We start from the raw sequence: 19,063 nt of genomic DNA on the forward strand, positions 1-19,063 counted from the left end.
CTCGAGCTTCCGCCGACATTCGGACCAATCCCTAGCGGGGCTCCGCTCTGTCCCGCGCCGGGACGGGGCGAAATGGAGGGGCGAAACGGGCCCCCGCCCCCGCTATGGGAGCGCACGTGATCTCGGCGGCGCTTCTTCGACCCTTTCGGCGGCCGGTTGCCTCCTCCGGGCTGGCGCGCCTGGCGCTTCTGCTCTTTCTCGCCTTCTCGGCGCAGGCCGCGATCCGTGCGGCGGCGGCGATCCGCGCACATCCCGTGGACGCAAAGCCCGGTCAGCTTCGCAAGGCAACCTTGCGGGTAGCGGTCGAGCCGCTCCCGGCGGAGGTCGCCGCCCTGGCCAGGGGCGCCACGGGAACGATCGCCCTTCCCGCCCTGCCGGTCGCCGCGGCAACCTACGTGCCGTCCGCCGATGACGGCACGGTGCGCCCCGCTCAGCCCTTTTCCACCCGGCGCGCCACGCTCCTGGATCGCGGGCGAGCGCTCGATTGCCTCGCCACCGCCATCTACTACGAGGCCGCATCCGAGAGCGACGACGGCCAGCGCGCCGTGGCGCAGGTGATCCTCAACCGCGTGCGACATCCCGCCTTCCCGGCAACCGTCTGTGGCGTGGTCTATCAGGGATCGGAACGGGCGAGCGGGTGCCAGTTCAGCTATGCGTGTGACGGCGCCATGGCCCGCCTGCCGAGCCGCGCCGGCATGGCCCGCGCCGCGCGCATCGCCGCTGCGGCGCTGGCCGGCTATGTCTATGCGCCGGTCGGCCTGGCGACGCACTACCACACCTTTGCCGTGACCCCGGCCTGGAACCGCCAGCTGGTGATGACGGCGGCGATCGGCGCCCACTTCTTTCATCGCTGGCAAGGCTGGTGGGGGACACCGGCGGCGTTCTCCCGCAACTATGTTGGCGGGGAGCCGATCCCCGGACCGCACCTGCGGGTGCCGCCAGCCCCCAACATTCCCGCACTCCTGGCCGCCGCGGCCGCCCCGCCCCCCTCCGCTCCCGTCGCACTCACGAGAGCGGAGACGATCCAGCCGACCTATAGCGAGGCGGGCATGCCGATCGTACCGACGGCCAACGGTGCCTCCCCGGCCGATCCGCTTCCCGCCAGCGGCCAGATCCTCGACCGCTGGAAGGACTCGGGAAAGCCGCTGCGCTAACGTCCGCGGCTCAGCGGAGGTATTTGGCCCACCACGCCATGACGCGGCGCTGAAGGTCGGCCGCATGCTCCGGATCGCGAATGCCATGGCCCTCGTCGGGGTAGATCACCAGGCTGGTCTCCACGCCGTTCGCCTTCAGCGCGTTCCACCATTCCACCGATTGCGTCGGCGGAACCTCGATGTCGCGCTCGCCGACATAGATCAGCGTCGGCGTCTTGGCGGTGCGCGCGTGATACACGGCGGACACGTCTTCATACGCCTTGTAGTCGTCGTAGACGGACTTGCCGAAGAACGGCAGCATCCACTGGTTAATGCCGTTGGTGCCGTAATAGCTGACCCAGTTGGACAGGCCCGCGCCGGCGACGATCGCCTTGAACCGGTTGGTCCGGGTGTTGGCCCACATCGCCATGAACCCGCCATAGCTGCCGCCGGTAAGCCCCAGCCGGGCGTCGTCGATCGGCGCGGCCTTTTCCGCGGCATCCACGCCGGCGAGGATGTCGCGCAGGTCGCCGCCGCCGAAATCGCGCTTGTTGGCGGCGGTGAACGCCTCGCCCTGGCCATAGGAGCCGCGCGGATTGGGGAGGAAGATGTAATAACCCCCGTCGATCATCGGCTTCAGCGCGCCGGACGCGAACTGGGGCGTGGTGGCGGAGGCCGGACCGCCATGCACGTTGACGATCATCGGGTGCTTGCCCGCCGTCGGCGCCCGCGGACCGAGCAGCCAGCCTTGCACGTCGTAGCCGTCGCTCCTCCACGTGATGCTCTGCGCCTTGACCACCGAGGGCACCGCATCGTTGTCGCGCGTGATCTTCTGCGGCCCGCTCGCCGGCCCGGCATAGATGGCGGGCGCATGCTCCCAATCCTGCGCGACAAAGGCGACGGTGCGACCATCGTCGCTGTACACCGCCTTGCCGTCACCTGCGGCGAAGCTCATCGGCGCGGACCAGGTGACGCCTTCCGGCTGGTTGCTCGCGAGCGAGAACAGCCCCGCGCGATCGCCCTTCAGCGTGGTCCCGACGATGCCGCCCGCCTTCCACTGCAGCCCCGTCGTGGTGAGCGGGCGCCCTTCCGTCATGTTGCGCGGCGTGCCGCCGGCGAAGGGCACGGTGAACACGTCGCCGCCGATCGAGCCGAAGTCGCTCATCAGGCCGCCGACATAGGCGACTGTCCTGCCATCGGGCGAGACGCGCGGGTGATTGGCCTGCGTTTTCGGCCGAGCGATCTGTCGAACCGCGCCGGTCTGCGCATCGACCGCGTCCAGCGTGGCCACCCACCAGTTCGCATCGCCGTTGCCCAGCGCGGAGGTGACCACGAAGCCGCGTCCATCCGGCGTCCAGTCATATTCGTAGATGTACCGTCCGGCGGGCGACACCGGCTTCACCGCAGCTGCGGCGACCGGACCGGCGGAAAGGTCGAACACCGCCAGCCGCTGCTCGTCGTTCTGCTCGCCGATCTCACCGACCTGTCGCACGCCGGCCTGCACCGCCCCGGCCTCCTTGCGGGCGCCAATCGTCACCAGCAGGGCGATGCGCTTGCCGTCGGGGGAGAAACGCGGCGTCTGCGCGATCCCGGAAACGGTCGCCACGGCGCGAGCCCGCCGGCCGTCATCGACCATCAGTTGCACGGTGCCGGCGGTGCGATCCCGCGCAAGGAAGGCGAGCACACCCCCGCGGCCAAAGGTCGGCGCGGAATAGGTGCATGTGGCGCAAGGATCGATGGTGCGCAGCACCGCGCCGCCCTGCACCGCGCGCACGGTTACGCGCGCATGGCCTTCCTGCCCTGCCCCGGCCTCCAGCGTCGCGATCCGATCGCCCGCGGGAGAGATGGCGAGGGCGCCATATTGGTGCACCGATTGCGCGAGCGCGGGAGCGGCGGTGGAAACGAGCAGGGCAGCAAGAAGGACGCGCATCGGGTGCTCCGGTCAGGGTCGATTCCCTCAGCGTAGCGATGCAGGTGACCTTGTCACCTCCGTTTACCGCCGCTGCCGATAAGCCGGCAGCGCCAGGTGGAAGTGGATCGCCGCCGCGCGCAGGGCAAAGCCCGCAACCGCGCCGATCGTCGCCGCCGCCGACACCGGCAGCCCCGCCAGCACCAGCAGCACGAAACTGGCCGAAGCGAGCGCGCCTGCCGTGACGTACAGTTCCGGCCGCATCAGGATCGACGGCTCGCCCGCCAGGACGTCCCGGATGATGCCGCCGACACAGGCCGTCACCACTCCCATCAGGAACGCCGGGAGCGGCGGCACGCCGAAGCGCAGCGCCTTGGCAGCTCCGTAGACGGCGTAGGCGGCCAGCCCGACCGCGTCGAACCAGTCCAGCGCCTCGCCGCGCCACCACCGCTCCGGCGTGACCCAGATCACCACCGCTACGGTCAGACACACGCCGGCGGCGCGCGCATCGTGCACCCAGAAGACGGGCGCACCGATCAACAGGTCGCGCATGGTGCCGCCGCCCACCCCGGTGATGAGGGCGAAAAAGGCGAGCGTCACCATGGTCTGGCCGCGCTTGGCGGCGGCGAGCGCACCGGAAGCAGCGAACACCGCCAGCCCGGCGAGATCGAGCCATGGGGCAAAGGCGGGAACGAGCGTGGCGGCAGCGGGCGGCATCCGGGCGACATAGGCAAGTTCGCGGGCCACGTGAACGAAAGGTTGTGTTTCGTTCATGAAACTATCCCCGGCGGGCCGGCGTTTTCCGCTCCGAGTTCAGTCGAATGGGAGTTACCACCATGCGTAAGATGATGTTGGCGCTGGGCGCCTTCAGCCTCGCCCTGCCCACCTCCATGGTCGTGTCGGCCGTGGGCCCGATGGGCAAGGCAGAGGCGAAGCGGCATCTGAAATATTCCAAGAAGCGCGGCCGCTATGTCTGCCACAAGTCCGGCGGCACCACCGGTGCGATCGTCGGCGGCATCGGCGGCGCGCTGCTCGGCCGGACGATCGACACCGGCGGTGACCGCACCGCCGGCACGCTGATCGGCGGCGGTGCCGGTGCGCTGGCCGGCCGCGAGATCGACCGCGGCAGCAAGCGCCGGAACTGCTGAGGCAGACTTCAACCGATCTTTCCAGGGCGCCGGTAGTTCCGGCGCCCTTTTCGCACGAAAGGACACCAGAGATGCCGACGCGTCACGCAACCGCCCGCTACGAAGGCTTTGGCCAGAGCGGCAAGGGCCATGTCTCCAGCCAGTCGGGCGTGCTCGACAATCCTTATGGCTTCGGCACGCGCTTCGGCGACGAGCCCGGCACCAATCCGGAAGAGCTGCTCGCCGCTTCCCACGCCAGCTGCTTCACGATGGCGCTGAGCTTCGCGCTGGCGCAGGCCGGCCATGACAGCGGAACCTTGGAAACCACCGCCAAGGTGACGATCGACAAGCAGGGCGACGGCTTCGCCATCACCCGCTCCGCGCTCGATCTGAAGGCATGGATCGACGGGATCGAACCCGCCGAGTTCGAGCGGATCGCCGCCGATGCCAAGGCCAATTGCCCGATCTCCAAGGTGCTGAACTGCGAGATCACGCTCAGCCACACGCTGAACGGCTGACGGTGCGATGAACGGGAGGTAGTTTGCCGTTCACGCAACGAAGCGCTTCGCCTGCCCGTTCCTTCGCCATCATCCGAAAGGGAGATTGACGATGCGTACCCCCATTCTTCTCACCGCCATGGCGGCCGTTCTGTCGCCCACGGTCGCGGCCGCCGCGCAGCAGACCCCGTACCAGACCAACCGCGAGTACCGCGACGACCTGCGCGACGCACGGCGTGATTATCGCCGCGATGTGCGCGATGCGGACAGCCGTTCGGACGTGCGTGATGCGCGGCGTGACTACCGCCGCGATGTGCGCGATGCCGAGCGTGACCGCCGCGAGGACCTGCGCGACTGGCGTCAGTATCGCAACTATGACTGGAACCGGCCGGCGCGTGGGCAGCGGGCCTATTATGCCGACAATTATTATCGCGACGGCCGCTATTACCAGGAGCGTCGCCTGGGACGCAACGACCGCATCTATCGCGGCTCGAACGGTCGCTATTATTGCCGCCGTTCGGACGGCACGACCGGCCTGATCGTCGGTGCGCTGGCGGGCGGCCTGCTGGGCAACACCATTGCCGGCGGCGGCTCGCGCTTGCTCGGCACGATCATCGGCGGCGGCGCGGGTGCCGCGCTCGGCCAGTCGGTAGACCGCGGCGACATCCGCTGCCGCTAAGCGTCCGGACTGGAAGGGAGAGGGCTCGGCAGTCGCCGGGCCCTTTTCGCGTCAAAGGATGCCGCCGCCCGCCCAGAGCCGGATGAACGCCAGGATCAACACGACAAGGTTGAAGTTGCGGCCGGAGTTGCGCGACGACAGCACACCCAGGAGCAGCCCGACGATCGCGATCGGAACCGCAAGATAGTTTACCGCGCCCAGGTACGGCACCACGCCCACCAGCACGAACGGCAGCGCGAGCAGTCCGACGACGATCGAGACCAGATTGAGCATGGCATGCTTGTGCCGCCCCGCAGCGCCCGTGGCAAGGCCAAGGCAACGCCGCCTTAACCGTGGGCGGGCATGACCCCGCCATGCGCGCTCGCCCCCACTCCCTCGCCACCCTGCTCGCCGCCACTCTCCTGCTGTCGGCCTGCGGCGGCGGGGCGGACAATTCGCAGCAGAATCTCGACACGCTGGATGCGGAACTCACCAACAGCACCGGCGGCAACGGCCGCGATCCCGTGCTCGCCGCCGCGCTGCAGGACCAGATCATGGTCGATCCCGCGCTGGCGAGCCAGGCGAACGACGATGCCATCCGCCCGCCCAGCCAGCCGCTATCCGGCGCCGTTCCGCCCGATGCCGGCGGAGACGCGAAGCCACAGGAAAATCTGGCGTCCGCGCCGCCGCCCAGCGCAGACTGCCCGCAATGCCGCGCCGCCCGCCAGGCGCTCACGCTGGGGTCGCTCGCCCAGAAGGCGAAGGTGCCGTCATGCAGCGCCTCGCTGCGCTACTCCGCCAGCTATGCCGATCGGCTCCCCGCCGCCTTGCCGCTCTATCCCGATGCCCGCGTCTCGGAGGCGGCAGGGAACGACGCGAACGGATGCGCCTTTCGCGCCGTCAGCTTCGTGAGCTCCGCCTCGGTGCAGGACATGCTGAACTGGTATCATGCCCGTGCGCGAGCGGGCGGCTATGCTGCCGGCCATCAGGCGGACGGGAGCGAGCACGTCCTGGCCGGAACCCGGGATGGCGCCGCGTTCACCCTGTTCGTCACCGCGCGGCCGGGCGGGGGCAGCGCCGTGGACCTTCTGGCCAATGCCGGGCGCTGAGGCGCGGGTCGACGCGGGGTCCTGCGCACGCTAGGGCTGCGCGATGGTGCAATTCCTCCTTGTCATGGCCGGCGGCGCGTTGGGCGCCGGCGCCCGCTTCCTGACCGGCCGGGCGACGCTCGGCTGGTGGGGGCCGGGCTATCCGTACGGCACCCTCGCGGCAAACCTTCTCGGCGGGTTCCTGATGGGGCTGGTCGTCGGGCTGCTCGCCCGCGGGTCCGCCGACGCCGAGAACCTTCGGCTGTTCGGCGCGGTGGGCGTGCTCGGCGGCTACACCACCTTCTCCGCCTTCAGCCTTGAGGTCGTGACGATGCTGGAGCAGGGCGACCTCGGTACGGCTCTTGCCTATGTCCTGCTGTCGGTCGGCGGCGCGCTGCTGGCGCTGTGGGCCGGGCTGTCGCTCGCGCGGGTGGCAGCGGCATGAGCGAGATCGTGCGCACCTTCACCGTCGAGGCCGACGACGACGGCATCCGCCTGGATCGCTGGTTCAAGCGCCACCTGCCGGACACCAGCTTCACCACCGTCGCGAAATGGGCGCGCACCGGACAATTGCGCGTCGATGGCGCGCGGGCGACGCCCGGGGACCGGATCGCCGCGGGCCAGATGATCCGCGTACCGCCGCCCGAACCCGAACAGCCCGACGCGCCCAAGAAGCGCGAGCGGCCGCCGCTCACGGAAGAGGAAACCGCGCTGATCCGCGACATGGTGATCCACAAGGACGCCGCCGCGATCGTGCTCAACAAGCCGCCCGGCCTTGCCACGCAAGGCGGCACGAAAACCTCGTCGCATGTCGATGCGCTGCTGGACGGCATCCAGTTCGAGGCGGAGGGCCGGCCCAAGCTCGTCCACCGGCTGGACAAGGACACGTCCGGCGCCTTGCTGGTCGCCCGCTCGGCTCGAGCGGCCGCGTACTTCGCCAAGAGCTTCTCGTCGCGCACCGCCAAGAAGGTCTATTGGGCGCTGGTCGTCGGCGTGCCCTCGCTGGACGACGGCATGATCGACCTGCCCATCGCCAAGCAGCCGGGCACCGGCGGCGAGAAGATGCATGTGGACGAGAAGGAAGGCCAGGCGGCTCGCAGCCGCTTTCGCGTGATCGAGCGGGCCGGCAACACCGCGGCCTGGGTGGAACTGCGTCCCTTCACCGGCCGCACGCACCAGCTGCGCGTGCACATGGCGGCGATCGGCCATCCGATCGTCGGCGACGGCAAATATGGCGGCCAAGCGGCGTTCCTCACCGGGGGGATCAGCCGCAAGATGCACCTCCATTCGCGCCGGCTGCGGATCGACCATCCCGATGGCGGCGAGATCGACATCGAGGCCGAACTGCCCCAGCACTTCGCCGAAAGCCTCAAGAGCCTCGGCTTCGACGAGATGGCCGGCAACATGATGCCGATGGACGAGCCGCCGCCGCCCACCCGCGAGGTGAAGAAGCAGCAGGCCCGGGCGCATGCCAAGCAGGTGCGCAAGGAGCGTCGCGGCGAACGGCGCGGCCGCGGCGCGGCGGGCGAGAAAGCACCGGGCAAGCCGGCGGGCGGAAAGCCGAGCGCGCCCCGGCGGCCCACGGGCGGGAAGCCCGGCGGCGGCAAGCCCTCCGGCGCTGGCCCGCGAACGCCGCGAGGCCGGGCCAAGTGAACCGTCTCGCGCTGTTCGACTGCGACGGCACGCTGGTGGACAGCCAGGCGAACATCTGCCTGGCCATGGAACAGGCCTTTGCCGATGCCGGGCTGCCTCCGCCGCCCCGGGCAGCGGTGCGCCGCATCGTCGGCCTCAGCCTGGTGGAGGCGATCGCCGTGCTCCTGCCGGACGCCGAGGCGTCATTCCACCGGGAGCTTGCCGCTACCTACAAGCAGATCTTCTTCGCCCTGCGCACGAGCGGCGCGATGGATACGGAGCCGCTGTTCGACGGCATTGCGTCCGCGCTCGACCGGCTGACGGCAGCAGGCTGGCTGCTCGGCGTCGCCACCGGCAAGTCCGATCGCGGCCTGGCGCACGTTCTTGCCGCGCACGGCCTGACGGATCGCTTCGTGACCCTGCAGACGGCCGACCGGCATCCGTCCAAGCCGCATCCGGCGATGGTGGACGCGGCCATGGCCGAAGCCGGCGCTTCGCCCGCCGCCACCGTCATGATCGGCGACACCAGCTTCGACATGGCCATGGCCCGCGCCGCCGGTGCCCGCGCGCTGGGCGTCGCGTGGGGGTATCACCCGGCGGATGAACTGGTGGCTGCCGGCGCCCATGCCGTCGCGCACACCGCGGACGAGCTCCACCTGCTGCTGGACCCCGCATGAGCGATCCCGCGAGGTTCCGCTACTTCGCGCTTGCGCTGACCCGCATCGCGGGCAGCCTGGGGGCGGTGCTCGGCGTGGTGCTGATCGCGCGCGCGGACAGCTGGCCGCCAAAGGTGCTGGGCGTCGCCATCGTCCTGTCCGCGCTCTACATGGTCGCGGTTGTCCCGCGCGCGCTGGCGCATCGCTGGCGGAGTTCCGGACAATGAAGAGGTTCTGGACCGAGGTGACGGTGGATGCCGAGGGAGTCGTCCGGCTGGACGATCGTCCGGTGCGCACGCCCGGTCGCGTGCCGCTGGCATTGCCCTCCTCTCCCCTTGCCGAGCTGGTGGCGGAGGAATGGCGCGCGGTTGGCGACATCCTCGACCCCAGGGAAATGCCGCTTACCGGCCTCGCCAATGCCGCGATCGACCGGATCGCCCCCGCGGCGGACGCCTTTGCCGCCGGGCTCGCCGCCTATGGCGAAAGCGATCTCCTCTATTATCGCGCAGAGGAACCGCCGCCCCTGGCGGAGCGCCAGGCCGCGGCGTGGGATCCCCTGCTCGACTGGGCGCAGTCGCGCTACGATGTGCATTTTGAGGTCGCCACCGGCATCCTCCACGTTCCCCAGCCTCCGGCGACCCTCGCCCGGCTGGCGGAGGCGGTGTCCGCCCGTGGACCGTTCGAGCTTGCCGGGCTGTCGCCGGTCGTCACCATCACCGGCTCGCTGATCGCCGCGCTGGCGCTGGCCGAGCGCGCGGCCGATCCCGAAACGGTGTGGCAGGCGTCGCTGATCGACGAGGCGTGGCAGGCGGAGCAATGGGGCGAGGATCCGCTCGCCCTGGAGGCACGGGAGAACCGCCGCCGCGATTTCGACGCGGCGGCGCGGTTCCTTCTCCTGGCGCGCTAGCCGCTCAGGCCTTTGCCGCCGTGAACGTGCTGGCCGTACCCTGCCACAGATTGCGGCTGGTGATCGTCGGCGTGCGCCCGTCCGCTCCGAGGGCGAGAGCGACCTCGCCGATCGGCTTGCCCTGCAGCGTGGTCGATCAACAGGCCGGGTCAGCGCCCGTTCTCGACACGGCAATGGCAGGCTGAAGCAACTATGGCCGATTCGAAAGTATGTGTCAGGCGGCTCGGGGGCTGCCGGCATGAACTGCCGCCAGCGCTCCGCCCACCACAAGCGCGTCTTCCGCCAGGCCGGTTTCCGTCTGGCCATAGCGGCGCAGCGCGGCCATGCGGGCCGACCAGCCGAAATAGGATGCGGCCATCGCCGCGCCCGCGCCGACCGCGGCTGCGATCACGCGCTGGTCCCGGGGCGCCATCGCCATGCCCGCAACCGCGCCGGTGACGATGCGCACGGCAAGCCCGCGCTTCACGATCCGGTCCGGCGCGGACTTGAGCTTGTCTCCCCACAGTTCCGCTGCCGCCAGCGCTGCGGTTCCCGCGCTCACCAGCGGGTGTCCGAGCAGCGGCAGAGCGCCGTTATCCTCCGGCAGCGCGCCGCGGCGGGCGGCGTCGGATACCACGGCAAGAGGGGTCAGCGAGCGTTGGCCGGCGAGCGCGCCAAGCAGAAGCGAACGGATCATGGGACCTCCTGAAACAAGCCCGCTCAACGCGCCCGCTTGCCGGAGGCTCCCCGCGCTCTCAATCTGCGGCGCCGCCTGCCCGCAGAAGCTTGCGGATGAAGCCGATCACGCCGGTCTGGCGGGAGCGCTTGATCCGCTCCGCCGCCAGGATGGTGCGAACATTGGCGAAGCAGGCCTCGACATCGTCGTTGACCAGCACATAGTCGTAGCCGTCCCAGTGGCTGACCTCGTTCGCCGCGCGCTCCATCCGCGCGTCGATCACCGTCTGCGAGTCCGTGCCGCGCCCTTCCAGCCGTTCCCGCAGGATCGGCATGGAGGGCGGCAGGATGAACACGCGCACCACGTCGCCGCCGGCCAGCTGGTGCAGCTGCTGCGCGCCCTGCCAGTCTATGTCGAACAGGATGTCGCGGCCCTGTTCGAGCACGTTCCATACCTGCGCCTTGGGCGTGCCGTAGCGATGGCCGAACACATGCGCCCATTCCAGGAACTCGTGGTTGGCCACCATCGCCCGGAACGTCTCGAGATCGACAAAGTGATAATCCTTGCCCTCCACCTCGCCGGGCCGCGGGGGACGGGTGGTGTAGGATACGGACATGCCGAGCTCCGGCTCGGCGGCCAGCAGCTTTCGGGCGATCGTCGACTTGCCGGCCCCGCTGGGCGAGGACAGGACGAACAGCACGCCGCGCCGCTTGAAGCCGAACGGATCGGCGGAATCGACGGGCGGCAGCACGGGATCGGTCATGGGCGCCATTGGCCGAGCGATGGCGCGCCCGTCAAGCGGTTCAGGGCTTTACGCGCCGCGCCGTGACGATGCGCACCGGCGCGACCGGCACGGCGCCCTTGAACGCACCGCGCAACGTTGCCGTGGGAGAGACCGGCGCGTCGAAGATCTTCATGACCACGTCCATGCCCTCGACCACGCGGCCGAACGCGGCGTAGCCGAGATTGTCGCCCGGCCGCGCCGGATCGGCATCGAAGCTCGGCTGGTCTCCCACGGAGATGGTGAACTCGCCCCGGGCCGTGCCCGGCGCCAGCCGCGCGGTGGAGAGCGTGCCGCTGAGGTGGCGCAGTCCCGTGACGGTGGTCGGCTCATGTTTGATCGGCGGCAGCGTCCTGGCCGGCGCCCCGTCCGAGCCGAACTGGACGAAGCCGAAACCTTCCTGGACCTTCACATCGCGGTAGAAGCTGGTGCCGTCCAGCTTCCGCCCGTCAACATAGCGCAGGAAATTGGCCGCGGAGATCGGCGCCTTGCCCGTCTCCACCTCCACGACGATCCGCCCCGCGCTGGTCTCGATCGCAACGCGAGGGAGCTGCGCGAGGGGCGTGGCCGAAACAGCGGGCGCGGGCGCCGCACTGGCCTGCGTGGTCCCGGAGGATGCGAGCAGCGCCAGCACGGCAACGACGAAGGTCATCCAATCAACTCCTCTGCGATTTGCTGTTTACCGGCGCGCCGATGGAGAAGTCGAAGATGCGCGACATAGTGGCGCCGGCGCCATAAGCCCCGACTCCGCCGCCGGACACCATCGAGTAGATGAAACCATATTCGCCAGGAGCGAGATCCTGCTGCGGCGTCACTTCGAAGACGCCCGGGCGCACATCGACATAGGTCATGGCCACGCGCTGCTTGTCCTGCACACCGGCCTTCGCGCCGCCGATGTTGAACGAACCCACCGCGGCCTCCCGGCGGTCCTTCTTCGCCTCGAAGCGGACCAGGCTGAACTCGTTCGGCGAGGTGACGGCGGCTCCTGGCCCCCCGACCCAGAAGCCACCGGGCGCGCCGCCTGAAAGGCTGGCACTTGCCTGATCGAAGAAGAAGTAGAATTTGGGTCGCCGTGCTTGCGTGCTGATGCGTGCATGAGGGCCGGAAATCACGGTGTTGATCTTCATCTTGGCGATGCCGCCCGTCAGGGCATAGCCAAGGAAACCGCCGCTCTTGGTCTGGTTGGAGCTCGTGGCATCCATGCGCACCATTCGCGCGGGCGATACGGTCGAATCCAGCATGTAGATGCCGGATGGGTGAGGCTGGCGGGGATCGGGCGAGTCCGCTGCCCCCGCCATCATCGCCGTGGTGGCGACGGTGCTCCGCGACGAAGCTTCGATCATGGCGGCGATCACCGCTTCCGACAGACCCTGTCGCTTCAAGTCGATCAGCTTGTCCGCGCCGACGTTGAAGCTGTTCGGCGAAGTCTTGATCTTCGCAACAACGGTCTGGTCACCCAAGCCAGCCTTGGCGAGCGTCAGGATCGTGTCGTTCGTCAACACCTCTTGCGCAGCCACGGGTGCGGCCACGCAAAACAGGAGCGCAGGAAGCAGGTATTTCATGATTGTTTCCCCCCGGATTCTGCCGGAGGCTAGCGCCCGATCGGAACGCGAGCAACATGCGGGATCGCACGACCCCGTCGTTTGTTTCGACGATCAATCGAAGGAGTGTCCGATGCCCAACGAACCGCTCAACCCCGGCGACGAAGCCGCTCCGGGTACGCCGGGCACCGGCGAAGATGTTTGCCGCACCTGCAACGGCTCGGGCTCGATCGACGGCCGCGAGTGCCCCACCTGCGGCGGCACCGGCGTCGTTATCGAAGGCATCGGCGGCGGGTGAGCGCCGCCGCCCTCAGCCCGCCAGGGCTTTCTTCAGCAGCTCGTTGACGACCGCCGGGTTGGCCTTGCCGCCCATCGCCTTCATCGTCTGGCCGACAAAGAAGCCGAACAGCGCCTCCTTGCCGCCGCGATACTGGCCGAGCTGGTTGGGGTTCTTCGCCAGCACCTCGGCGATGACCGCCTCGATCGCCCCGGTGTCGCTGGTCTGCTTGAGCCCGCGCTCCTCGACGATCGCCCCGGCGCCCTGACCGGTCTCCAGCATCACCTCGAACACCTGCTTGGCCAAGCTGCCCGAGAGCGTGCCGTCCGCCACGAGCGCCAACAGCTCGGCGGCCTGCGCGGGAGAGACGGGACTGTCCGCAATCGTCCGGCCGGTGCGGTTGAGCGCCCCGAACAGTTCGGACGAGACCCAGTTGGCCGCAGTGGCCGGCGTGGCGCCTGCTTCGAGCAGCGCATCGAACCACCGCGCGGTTTCCACCTCGGCCGTCAGCACGCCGGCCTGATAGGCGGTGATCCCCGCCGCCTCGTAGCGATGCCGCTTGGCATCGGGCAGCTCGGGCAGGCTCGCGCGGCACTCCTCCAGGAACGCCTCGTCCAGCTCCAGCGGCAGAAGGTCCGGATCGGGGAAGTAGCGGTAATCGTGCGCATCCTCCTTGGAGCGCATCGACCGCGTGGTGCCCGTGTCCGGGTTGAACAACCGCGTTTCCTGCACGATCGTGCCGCCGCCCTCGATCACGTCGATCTGGCGGTTGGCCTCATGCTCGATGGCCTGCATGACGAAGCGGATCGAATTGACGTTCTTGGTTTCGGTCCGCGTGCCGAATTCGTCGCCCAGCTTGCGCACGGAAACGTTCACGTCGGCCCGCATCGAACCCTGGTCCATGTTGCCATCGCAGGAGCCGACATAGCGCAGGATGGAGCGCAGCTTCGTCAGGTAAGCGCCTGCTTCGGCGGGAGAACGCATGTCCGGCTTGGACACGATCTCCATCAGCGCCACGCCGGAGCGGTTGAGATCGACATAGGAGCGCGTGGGGTGCTGGTCGTGCATCAGCTTGCCGGCATCCTGCTCGACATGGATGCGCTCGATGCCGATGCGCTTGGTTGCTTCCGGGTTCTTCTCGTCCGGGCTGACGTCAAGATGCCCCTCGCCCACCAGCGGATGGTAGAGCTGGCTGATCTGATAGCCCTGCGGCAGATCGGCGTAGAAATAGTTCTTGCGATCGAACCGCGACCAGCGATTGATCTGCGCATCGATCGCCATGCCGGTACGCACCGCCTGGCGGATGCACTCGGCATTGGGCACCGGCAGCATGCCGGGCATCGCCGCGTCGACAAGGCTCACCTGCGTGTTGGGCTCCGCCCCGAACGCGGTCGCCGCGCCGGAGAACAGCTTGGCGTTCGACGTCACCTGCGCATGGACTTCGAGGCCGATCACGACCTCCCATTCGCCCGTCGCGCCCTGGATGCGGTATTCAGTCATACTTTCGAAATCTCCGGACGACGTGCGCCCCAAGCAAGAAAATCAAGGTGGCGAACCAACCAGTGCCAAACGCCAGCGCGATATCCAGCCGGAAGCCAGATCGGGAGAACGCGGAGCCTGCACACACCAAGCCTGTTACTATCGTGAAGCAGGCGAGCTTAGGAGCCCCGACGTGCGTTCCTCGCAGTATGTGAGCAAGCTCACGGGCATTGAATAAAGCAAGACTTAGCCCGAACAATGCCAGCACCAACCACCAAACTTCGTTAAGGGGAAGATTGTTTCTGGCAATAGCCACCCCAACATAAGCGCTAAGAGCTGCACCGAAGATCACGTTCGATAGATCGAACGCACGATCTATCTCCTGTTCCTCCCATTCCAGATTGACCGGCACCGCAAATTACCACCATTGCTCCGGCCGTGCGACGAAGCCCGCCCGCTGCTCGATCGCCAGTCCCGCATTCAGCACGCCCTGCTCATCCAGCGGCTTGCCGATGATCTGCAATCCAAGCGGCAGGCCCGCCTTGTCGAGCCCGCCCGGCACGCTCATCGCCGGCAGGCCCGCGAGGCTCGCCGGGACGGTGAACACGTCGTTGAGGTACATGGCCAGCGGATCGGCCTGCTTCTCGCCCAGCGCGAACGCCGCCGAGGGCGCGGTCGGGGTGAGCAGCAGGTCGCAGCTCTCCCACGCGCGCTCGAAATCCTGCGCGATCAGCGTGCGCACCTTCTGCGCCTGCGTATAATAAGCGTCGTAGAAGCCGGCGGAGAGCACGTAGGTGCCGATGAAGATGCGCCGCTTTACCTCGTCGCCGAAGCCGTCGGCGCGGGTTGCCGCGTACATCTCCTGAAGGTTCGCGCCTTCCGGCAGGTCGCGCAGGCCGTAGCGCACGCCGTCATAGCGCGCGAGGTTGGAGGAGGCCTCGGCCGGCGCGATGATGTAATAGGCCGGCAGCGCGTATTTCGTATGCGGCAGCGAGACCTCGACGATCTCCGCCCCGGCATCCTTCACCCAATCGATGCCCTGCTGCCAAAGCGCCTCGATCTCCGACGGCATGTTGTCGACGCGGTATTCGCGTGGAATGCCGATGCGCTTGCCCGCAAGGCTCGCGTCCAGACCATGCTCCCAGCGGGGCACGTCCAGCTGCAACGAGGTGGCGTCCTTGGCGTCGAAGCCGGCCATGTTCTCCAGCAGGATCGCGCAATCGCGCACGTCCCGGGCCATCGGCCCCGCCTGGTCGAGCGAGGAGGCAAAGGCCACCACGCCCCAGCGCGAGCAGCGGCCATAGGTCGGCTTGATGCCGGAGATGCCGGTGAATGCGGCGGGCTGGCGGATGGAGCCTCCCGTATCCGTGCCGGTCGCGCCCGGACACAACCGCGCGGCGATCGCCGCCGACGAGCCGCCCGAGGAGCCACCCGGCGCCAGCGGCGCATTGCCGCCGTCCGCGCGGCGCCAGGGGGACACCACGTCGCCGAAATAGCTCGTCTCGTTGGAGGAGCCCATGGCGAACTGGTCGAGGTTCAGCTTGCCGAGCATGCCTGCGCCCGCTTCCCACAGCTTGCCCGATACGGTGGACTCATATTGCGGGATGAAGCCTTCCAGCATGTGGCTGGCGGCGGTGGTCTGCACGCCCCTGGTGCAGAACAGGTCCTTCATGCCGATCGGCACGCCGGCGAGCGGCTTCAGCGCCTCGCCCGCAGCACGCGCCGTATCGGCCTCCTTGGCGGCGGCGAGCGCATGGTCCGGCGTTTCCACCAGAAATGCGTTCAGCGCCTTGGCCTGGCTCACCCGGGTGATGAAGGCGTCCGCCACCTCGACGGCAGAAAAGACGCCGGAGCGCACGCCATCGCGCAGCTCGGCCACGCCCAGATCGGTCAGCTGGCTCATTCGATCACCTTCGGCACGGTGAAAAAGCCGTGCTCCCCCTGCGGCGCGTTGGCGAGCACCGCCTCGCGGATGCCGCCATCCGTCACCACGTCGTCGCGCAGGCGCAGGTGGTTCGGGATCACTGCCGTCATCGGCTGCACCGCGGAGGTATCGACCTCGCCGAGCTGCTCGATCCAGCCGAGGATGTTGTTCAGTTCGGGCACTAGGCGCGCGGCCTGGTCCTCGTCAAGGGCGATGCGCGCGAGGCTCGCCACCTTTTTCACGGTTGCAGTGTCTACGGACATGATGATCCGCCTAGCGCGGCAGCGCCGGTTCGCGCAACTCCACAGCTGCAATTGCAAGCTTCGCAATCCTCGGGCACGGCAACGTGGTTGCGGGCCAGGGCATTATGCTGCACTGCACAACGGAGTTTGGCGATTGGCGCGGAAGTTTCTTTATGTCGTTGCATTCCTGATCGTGCTCGCGCTCGGCGCCACCTTCGCGTATCGCATCTGGGGCCCGCAACTGCTGCGCTGGACAAGCGTACCCAGCATCGCCTTCCGTGCCGAAGGCGCGCTGCCCACCCGCTTCTACGACGACCCGCAGCATTGGCTGGCGCACCCGCGCCTTGCCGACGACCCCGCACGCTGGCTGCCGCGCGGCGTTGCCCGCGCCGCGCCCGGCAACGCGGCGGTGTTCTTCATTCATCCGACTTCGTACCTCGACAAGCGCCAGTGGAATGCGCCGCTGGACGATGCGGACGCGAACGGCCGGGCCCAATTGTTCCTGCGCGGGCAGGCAAGCGCGTTCAATGCCGTGGGTCAGGTCTGGGCGCCGCGGTATCGGCAGGCCACGTTCGGCGCCTTCCTGACCACCGGCGCCGATCGCGACAAGGCCCTGGACCTTGCCTTTCGCGACGTGGAGCAGGCGTTCGATCGTTTCCTGGCGGAAGCGGGTGACCGCCCGATCATCCTTGCCGGGCACAGCCAGGGCGCCCTGCACCTCACACGCCTGTTGCGCGACAGGATCGCCGACCAGCCGGTCGCCCGCCGCGTGGTCGCCGCGTACGTCGTCGGCTGGCCGGTGTCGCGCACCGCCGACCTGCCCCTGCTCGGACTGCCCGAATGCACCCGAGCCGATCAGGCGGGCTGCATCCTTTCATGGCAGAGCTTTGCGGAGCCCGCCGATTTCTCTCTCATCACGGACGTCTATGACGCGACCACCGGCTTCAACGGCAGTTCTCGCCGAGGGACGCCGATGATCTGCACCAACCCGATCACCGGCACGCCGAACGCATCGGCGCCCACCACCGCCAATACCGGCACGCTGATCCCCAATGGCGATTTCACCGACGCCACGCTCGAGACAGGCCGGGTGCCCGCGCGCTGCGGCGAGGGTGGTTTCCTGCTGATCGGCAACAACCCGCCGTCGCTCGGCGGCTATGTGCTGCCGGGTAACAACTACCATGTCTACGACTACAGCCTGTTCTGGGCGGATGTGCGCGCGGACGCGGCGCGTCGGCTGGCGGCGTTCGGCGCGCGCGGCTGAGCGACCCGCATGATCACCGTTGACCGCACCGCCTTTCGCGACGCGCTGCCGGTGGGCGGGCGGTTGCTGGGGCTGGACGTCGGCACCAAGACGATCGGGACCGCCCTGTGCGACGCAGGCTGGTCCTTCGCCAGCCCGGCGGAGCTGATCCGCCGAACCAAGTTCCAGAAGGACAAGGCCGCCCTCGCCGCACTCGCCGCGGCACAGCAGGTCAAGGGGCTGGTCATCGGCCTGCCCCTCCACCTCGATGGCAGCGAGAGCCCGCGGAGCCAGTCGACCCGCGCCTTTGCGCAGAACTGCCGCGACCTGGGGTTGCCGATTCTGTTGTGGGACGAGCGCTGGTCGACCCAGGCGGTGACGCGCACGCTGATCGAGCAGGACGCCAGCCGCGCCAAGCGTGCCGAGCTCGTCGACAAGATGGCGGCCGCCTACATCCTGCAGGGAGCGATCGACGCGCTCGTCCGGTGACTTTCCGCAGTGGAAAGTTTTCTCTTGCCAGGTCGGAAAGCGAGTGGCATCTCTTTCCACATCGGAAAGGGAGAACCGCGATGACCATGCCCAACGACGCCGCAGACGCACTTGCCGCCATGCAGGATGCACGGGTTCGCGCCAATGCGCTGCGCCCGCTGCCTTTCACCTATCACCTTGCCTTCGGGGCGCTCATGGCCGGCTGGGTCTATATCCAGAACCTGTCGCTCTGGCGCTTCTCCATGGGCCTGCTCCTCCTGATCGCCGCCGGTTGCGCAATGTACCAGTGGCAGCGGCATGCGACTGGTCGCTTCGTCAGTGGCTGGCGCCGCGGTCGCACGTTTGCGGTCGCGCTGGCGATCGTCGCGATCATGCTGGGCCTGCTGGTCACTTCCGCACCGTCGAAGTTCCCCGACCATCAGCTGTTCGAACCCTGGCAGGGGGCGGCTCTCGCCTTTCTGGCCGGAGCGTTCGGCGACTGGCTATGGATGAAGGCCTATGCCGCGGACCTGAGGGCAGCGCGGTGAGCTCCCTCGATCCCGTCATCCACGCGCCGGTGCGGCTTCAGGCGTGCGCGATCCTGTCCTCGGCGGATGAGGTCGAGTTCGCCCTCCTGCGCGACGCGCTGGAAGTCAGCGATTCCGTCTTGTCCAAGCACCTCAAGCAACTGGAGGAGGCCGGCTTTGTGAAGGTACGCAAGGCGGCGGCGAACGGGCGACAGCGCACCTGGTTGTCGCTCACCGCCGCCGGCAGCAAGGCATTCGCCGCCCACGTCCGCGCGCTTCAAGCGCTCGCCAGCACCGCGCTGGCCGCCGAGTAAGGCAA

Annotated in this window: 26 protein-coding genes; 15 read left to right on the plus strand and 11 right to left on the minus strand. The window is 68.5% G+C overall.

The window, feature by feature from the left end:
• The first annotated feature begins 116 nt into the window (after positions 1-116).
• A complete protein-coding gene (locus DVW87_RS00085; RefSeq protein WP_239017685.1) occupies positions 117-1,154 on the plus strand; it encodes a cell wall hydrolase in 1,038 nt (345 codons plus the stop codon).
• Positions 1,155-1,164: 10 nt separating this feature from the next.
• On the opposite strand, the gene DVW87_RS00090 is transcribed toward DVW87_RS00085, so the two are convergent.
• Positions 1,165-3,063: a S9 family peptidase gene (locus tag DVW87_RS00090; RefSeq protein WP_114685765.1), complete on the minus strand. Its 1,899-nt coding sequence runs from the start codon at positions 3,061-3,063 to the stop codon at positions 1,165-1,167.
• A 63-nt stretch (positions 3,064-3,126) separates the two neighbouring features.
• Complete coding sequence (locus tag DVW87_RS00095) at positions 3,127-3,759, minus strand: trimeric intracellular cation channel family protein (protein WP_114686965.1); 633 nt, start codon at positions 3,757-3,759, stop codon at positions 3,127-3,129.
• A gap of 119 nt (positions 3,760-3,878) precedes the next feature.
• Here DVW87_RS00095 and DVW87_RS00100 point away from each other — a divergent pair, with 119 nt between their 5' ends.
• The 3 genes from DVW87_RS00100 to DVW87_RS00110 all read left to right on the plus strand — a co-directional run bounded on the left by DVW87_RS00100 (position 3,879) and on the right by DVW87_RS00110 (position 5,345).
• The gene (locus DVW87_RS00100) at positions 3,879-4,190 is read left to right on the plus strand and encodes a glycine zipper 2TM domain-containing protein (protein WP_181814649.1); all 312 of its coding nucleotides are present in this window, start codon (positions 3,879-3,881) and stop codon (positions 4,188-4,190) included.
• 71 nt (positions 4,191-4,261) lie between these two features.
• Positions 4,262-4,687 carry an OsmC family protein gene (locus DVW87_RS00105; RefSeq protein ID WP_114685766.1) on the plus strand — a complete coding sequence of 142 codons (426 nt, stop codon included), beginning with the start codon at positions 4,262-4,264 and terminating at the stop codon, positions 4,685-4,687.
• 91 nt (positions 4,688-4,778) lie between these two features.
• Positions 4,779-5,345 carry a glycine zipper 2TM domain-containing protein gene (locus tag DVW87_RS00110; protein ID WP_114685767.1) on the plus strand — a complete coding sequence of 189 codons (567 nt, stop codon included), beginning with the start codon at positions 4,779-4,781 and terminating at the stop codon, positions 5,343-5,345.
• Between the two features lie 51 nt (positions 5,346-5,396).
• Here the strand turns inward: DVW87_RS00110 and DVW87_RS00115 are convergent, their stop codons facing one another.
• Positions 5,397-5,618, minus strand: a complete 222-nt coding sequence (locus tag DVW87_RS00115; protein ID WP_114685768.1) for a hypothetical protein — start codon at positions 5,616-5,618, stop codon at positions 5,397-5,399.
• An 80-nt stretch (positions 5,619-5,698) separates the two neighbouring features.
• On the opposite strand from DVW87_RS00115, the gene DVW87_RS00120 reads away from it, so the two are divergent.
• From DVW87_RS00120 to DVW87_RS00145, 6 genes are read left to right on the plus strand one after another with little or no spacing between them, the layout of a single operon-like run.
• Positions 5,699-6,433, plus strand: coding sequence for a hypothetical protein (locus DVW87_RS00120; RefSeq protein WP_114685769.1), 735 nt, complete (start codon positions 5,699-5,701; stop codon positions 6,431-6,433).
• 43 nt (positions 6,434-6,476) lie between these two features.
• Entirely contained in the window at positions 6,477-6,857 is a 381-nt protein-coding gene (gene crcB / locus DVW87_RS00125) for a fluoride efflux transporter CrcB (RefSeq protein WP_181814650.1), read from the plus strand.
• Positions 6,854-8,065: an RluA family pseudouridine synthase gene (locus tag DVW87_RS00130; RefSeq protein ID WP_114685771.1), complete on the plus strand. Its 1,212-nt coding sequence runs from the start codon at positions 6,854-6,856 to the stop codon at positions 8,063-8,065. The genes crcB and DVW87_RS00130 overlap by 4 nt, the downstream gene beginning before the upstream one ends.
• Complete coding sequence (locus tag DVW87_RS00135) at positions 8,062-8,721, plus strand: HAD-IA family hydrolase (RefSeq protein ID WP_114685772.1); 660 nt, start codon at positions 8,062-8,064, stop codon at positions 8,719-8,721. Before DVW87_RS00130 ends, DVW87_RS00135 begins: the two co-directional genes overlap by 4 nt.
• On the plus strand, positions 8,718-8,927 hold the full coding sequence (locus DVW87_RS00140) for a hypothetical protein (protein WP_114685773.1): 210 nt from the start codon (positions 8,718-8,720) through the stop codon (positions 8,925-8,927). The genes DVW87_RS00135 and DVW87_RS00140 overlap by 4 nt, the downstream gene beginning before the upstream one ends.
• On the plus strand, positions 8,924-9,607 hold the full coding sequence (locus tag DVW87_RS00145; protein ID WP_114685774.1) for an ATP12 family chaperone protein: 684 nt from the start codon (positions 8,924-8,926) through the stop codon (positions 9,605-9,607). The genes DVW87_RS00140 and DVW87_RS00145 overlap by 4 nt, the downstream gene beginning before the upstream one ends.
• Positions 9,608-9,821: 214 nt before the next feature.
• On the opposite strand, the gene DVW87_RS00150 is transcribed toward DVW87_RS00145, so the two are convergent.
• Genes DVW87_RS00150 through DVW87_RS00165 form a run of 4 tightly spaced genes read right to left on the minus strand, consistent with a single transcriptional unit; the run spans position 9,822 to position 12,605 of the window.
• Positions 9,822-10,283: a DUF4126 family protein gene (locus DVW87_RS00150; RefSeq protein ID WP_114685775.1), complete on the minus strand. Its 462-nt coding sequence runs from the start codon at positions 10,281-10,283 to the stop codon at positions 9,822-9,824.
• A gap of 58 nt (positions 10,284-10,341) precedes the next feature.
• Positions 10,342-11,025 (minus strand): guanylate kinase, encoded by a 684-nt coding sequence (gene gmk, locus DVW87_RS00155; protein WP_114686967.1) that lies wholly within the window; start codon positions 11,023-11,025, stop codon positions 10,342-10,344.
• A gap of 40 nt (positions 11,026-11,065) precedes the next feature.
• Complete coding sequence (locus DVW87_RS00160; RefSeq protein ID WP_114685776.1) at positions 11,066-11,695, minus strand: peptidylprolyl isomerase; 630 nt, start codon at positions 11,693-11,695, stop codon at positions 11,066-11,068.
• 4 nt (positions 11,696-11,699) lie between these two features.
• Positions 11,700-12,605, minus strand: coding sequence for a hypothetical protein (locus DVW87_RS00165; protein ID WP_114685777.1), 906 nt, complete (start codon positions 12,603-12,605; stop codon positions 11,700-11,702).
• A 112-nt stretch (positions 12,606-12,717) separates the two neighbouring features.
• Between DVW87_RS00165 and DVW87_RS17900 the strand changes: the two genes are divergently transcribed.
• A complete protein-coding gene (locus DVW87_RS17900) occupies positions 12,718-12,882 on the plus strand; it encodes a hypothetical protein (protein ID WP_181814651.1) in 165 nt (54 codons plus the stop codon).
• Between the two features lie 12 nt (positions 12,883-12,894).
• Here DVW87_RS17900 and gatB read toward each other — a convergent pair whose 3' ends face one another.
• The 4 genes from gatB to gatC are packed head-to-tail and all read right to left on the minus strand — an operon-like array spanning position 12,895 to position 16,527.
• A complete protein-coding gene (gene gatB / locus DVW87_RS00170) occupies positions 12,895-14,361 on the minus strand; it encodes an Asp-tRNA(Asn)/Glu-tRNA(Gln) amidotransferase subunit GatB (protein WP_114685778.1) in 1,467 nt (488 codons plus the stop codon).
• Positions 14,354-14,752, minus strand: coding sequence for a hypothetical protein (locus tag DVW87_RS17645; protein ID WP_147276156.1), 399 nt, complete (start codon positions 14,750-14,752; stop codon positions 14,354-14,356). Before DVW87_RS17645 ends, gatB begins: the two co-directional genes overlap by 8 nt.
• A 6-nt stretch (positions 14,753-14,758) precedes the next feature.
• Entirely contained in the window at positions 14,759-16,243 is a 1,485-nt protein-coding gene (gene gatA / locus DVW87_RS00175) for an Asp-tRNA(Asn)/Glu-tRNA(Gln) amidotransferase subunit GatA (RefSeq protein ID WP_114685779.1), read from the minus strand.
• Complete coding sequence (gatC, locus tag DVW87_RS00180; RefSeq protein WP_114685780.1) at positions 16,240-16,527, minus strand: Asp-tRNA(Asn)/Glu-tRNA(Gln) amidotransferase subunit GatC; 288 nt, start codon at positions 16,525-16,527, stop codon at positions 16,240-16,242. Before gatC ends, gatA begins: the two co-directional genes overlap by 4 nt.
• 133 nt (positions 16,528-16,660) lie before the next feature.
• On the opposite strand from gatC, the gene DVW87_RS00185 reads away from it, so the two are divergent.
• The 4 genes from DVW87_RS00185 (at position 16,661) to DVW87_RS00195 (ending at position 19,058) form a co-directional block, all read left to right on the plus strand.
• A complete protein-coding gene (locus DVW87_RS00185; RefSeq protein WP_114685781.1) occupies positions 16,661-17,770 on the plus strand; it encodes a DUF3089 domain-containing protein in 1,110 nt (369 codons plus the stop codon).
• Positions 17,771-17,779: 9 nt separating this feature from the next.
• Positions 17,780-18,238, plus strand: a complete 459-nt coding sequence (gene ruvX, locus DVW87_RS00190; protein WP_114685782.1) for a Holliday junction resolvase RuvX — start codon at positions 17,780-17,782, stop codon at positions 18,236-18,238.
• Positions 18,239-18,318: 80 nt separating this feature from the next.
• The gene (locus DVW87_RS17650; protein WP_147276157.1) at positions 18,319-18,765 is read left to right on the plus strand and encodes a hypothetical protein; all 447 of its coding nucleotides are present in this window, start codon (positions 18,319-18,321) and stop codon (positions 18,763-18,765) included.
• Complete coding sequence (locus DVW87_RS00195) at positions 18,762-19,058, plus strand: transcriptional regulator (RefSeq protein ID WP_220149772.1); 297 nt, start codon at positions 18,762-18,764, stop codon at positions 19,056-19,058. Before DVW87_RS17650 ends, DVW87_RS00195 begins: the two co-directional genes overlap by 4 nt.
• Positions 19,059-19,063 lie beyond the last annotated feature (5 nt).

The organism is Sphingomonas aracearum (assembly GCF_003345355.1).
GTDB lineage: Bacteria > Pseudomonadota > Alphaproteobacteria > Sphingomonadales > Sphingomonadaceae > Sphingomonas > Sphingomonas aracearum.

Coding starts and splice junctions, on each gene's coding strand:
- gmk (WP_114686967.1), bottom strand. CDS start 11,025: ATGACCGATCCCGTGCTGCCGCCCGTCGATTCCGCCGATCCGTTCGGC.
- DVW87_RS00095 (WP_114686965.1), bottom strand. CDS start 3,759: ATGCCGCCCGCTGCCGCCACGCTCGTTCCCGCCTTTGCCCCATGGCTC.
- DVW87_RS00115 (WP_114685768.1), bottom strand. CDS start 5,618: ATGCTCAATCTGGTCTCGATCGTCGTCGGACTGCTCGCGCTGCCGTTC.
- DVW87_RS00105 (WP_114685766.1), top strand. CDS start 4,262: ATGCCGACGCGTCACGCAACCGCCCGCTACGAAGGCTTTGGCCAGAGC.
- DVW87_RS17650 (WP_147276157.1), top strand. CDS start 18,319: ATGACCATGCCCAACGACGCCGCAGACGCACTTGCCGCCATGCAGGAT.
- DVW87_RS00100 (WP_181814649.1), top strand. CDS start 3,879: ATGCGTAAGATGATGTTGGCGCTGGGCGCCTTCAGCCTCGCCCTGCCC.
- DVW87_RS00110 (WP_114685767.1), top strand. CDS start 4,779: ATGCGTACCCCCATTCTTCTCACCGCCATGGCGGCCGTTCTGTCGCCC.
- DVW87_RS00140 (WP_114685773.1), top strand. CDS start 8,718: ATGAGCGATCCCGCGAGGTTCCGCTACTTCGCGCTTGCGCTGACCCGC.
- DVW87_RS00090 (WP_114685765.1), bottom strand. CDS start 3,063: ATGCGCGTCCTTCTTGCTGCCCTGCTCGTTTCCACCGCCGCTCCCGCG.
- ruvX (WP_114685782.1), top strand. CDS start 17,780: ATGATCACCGTTGACCGCACCGCCTTTCGCGACGCGCTGCCGGTGGGC.
- DVW87_RS17900 (WP_181814651.1), top strand. CDS start 12,718: ATGCCCAACGAACCGCTCAACCCCGGCGACGAAGCCGCTCCGGGTACG.
- DVW87_RS00120 (WP_114685769.1), top strand. CDS start 5,699: ATGCGCGCTCGCCCCCACTCCCTCGCCACCCTGCTCGCCGCCACTCTC.
- crcB (WP_181814650.1), top strand. CDS start 6,477: ATGGTGCAATTCCTCCTTGTCATGGCCGGCGGCGCGTTGGGCGCCGGC.
- gatB (WP_114685778.1), bottom strand. CDS start 14,361: ATGACTGAATACCGCATCCAGGGCGCGACGGGCGAATGGGAGGTCGTG.
- DVW87_RS00160 (WP_114685776.1), bottom strand. CDS start 11,695: ATGACCTTCGTCGTTGCCGTGCTGGCGCTGCTCGCATCCTCCGGGACC.
- DVW87_RS00150 (WP_114685775.1), bottom strand. CDS start 10,283: ATGATCCGTTCGCTTCTGCTTGGCGCGCTCGCCGGCCAACGCTCGCTG.
- DVW87_RS00130 (WP_114685771.1), top strand. CDS start 6,854: ATGAGCGAGATCGTGCGCACCTTCACCGTCGAGGCCGACGACGACGGC.
- DVW87_RS00165 (WP_114685777.1), bottom strand. CDS start 12,605: ATGAAATACCTGCTTCCTGCGCTCCTGTTTTGCGTGGCCGCACCCGTG.
- gatC (WP_114685780.1), bottom strand. CDS start 16,527: ATGTCCGTAGACACTGCAACCGTGAAAAAGGTGGCGAGCCTCGCGCGC.
- DVW87_RS00145 (WP_114685774.1), top strand. CDS start 8,924: ATGAAGAGGTTCTGGACCGAGGTGACGGTGGATGCCGAGGGAGTCGTC.
- gatA (WP_114685779.1), bottom strand. CDS start 16,243: ATGAGCCAGCTGACCGATCTGGGCGTGGCCGAGCTGCGCGATGGCGTG.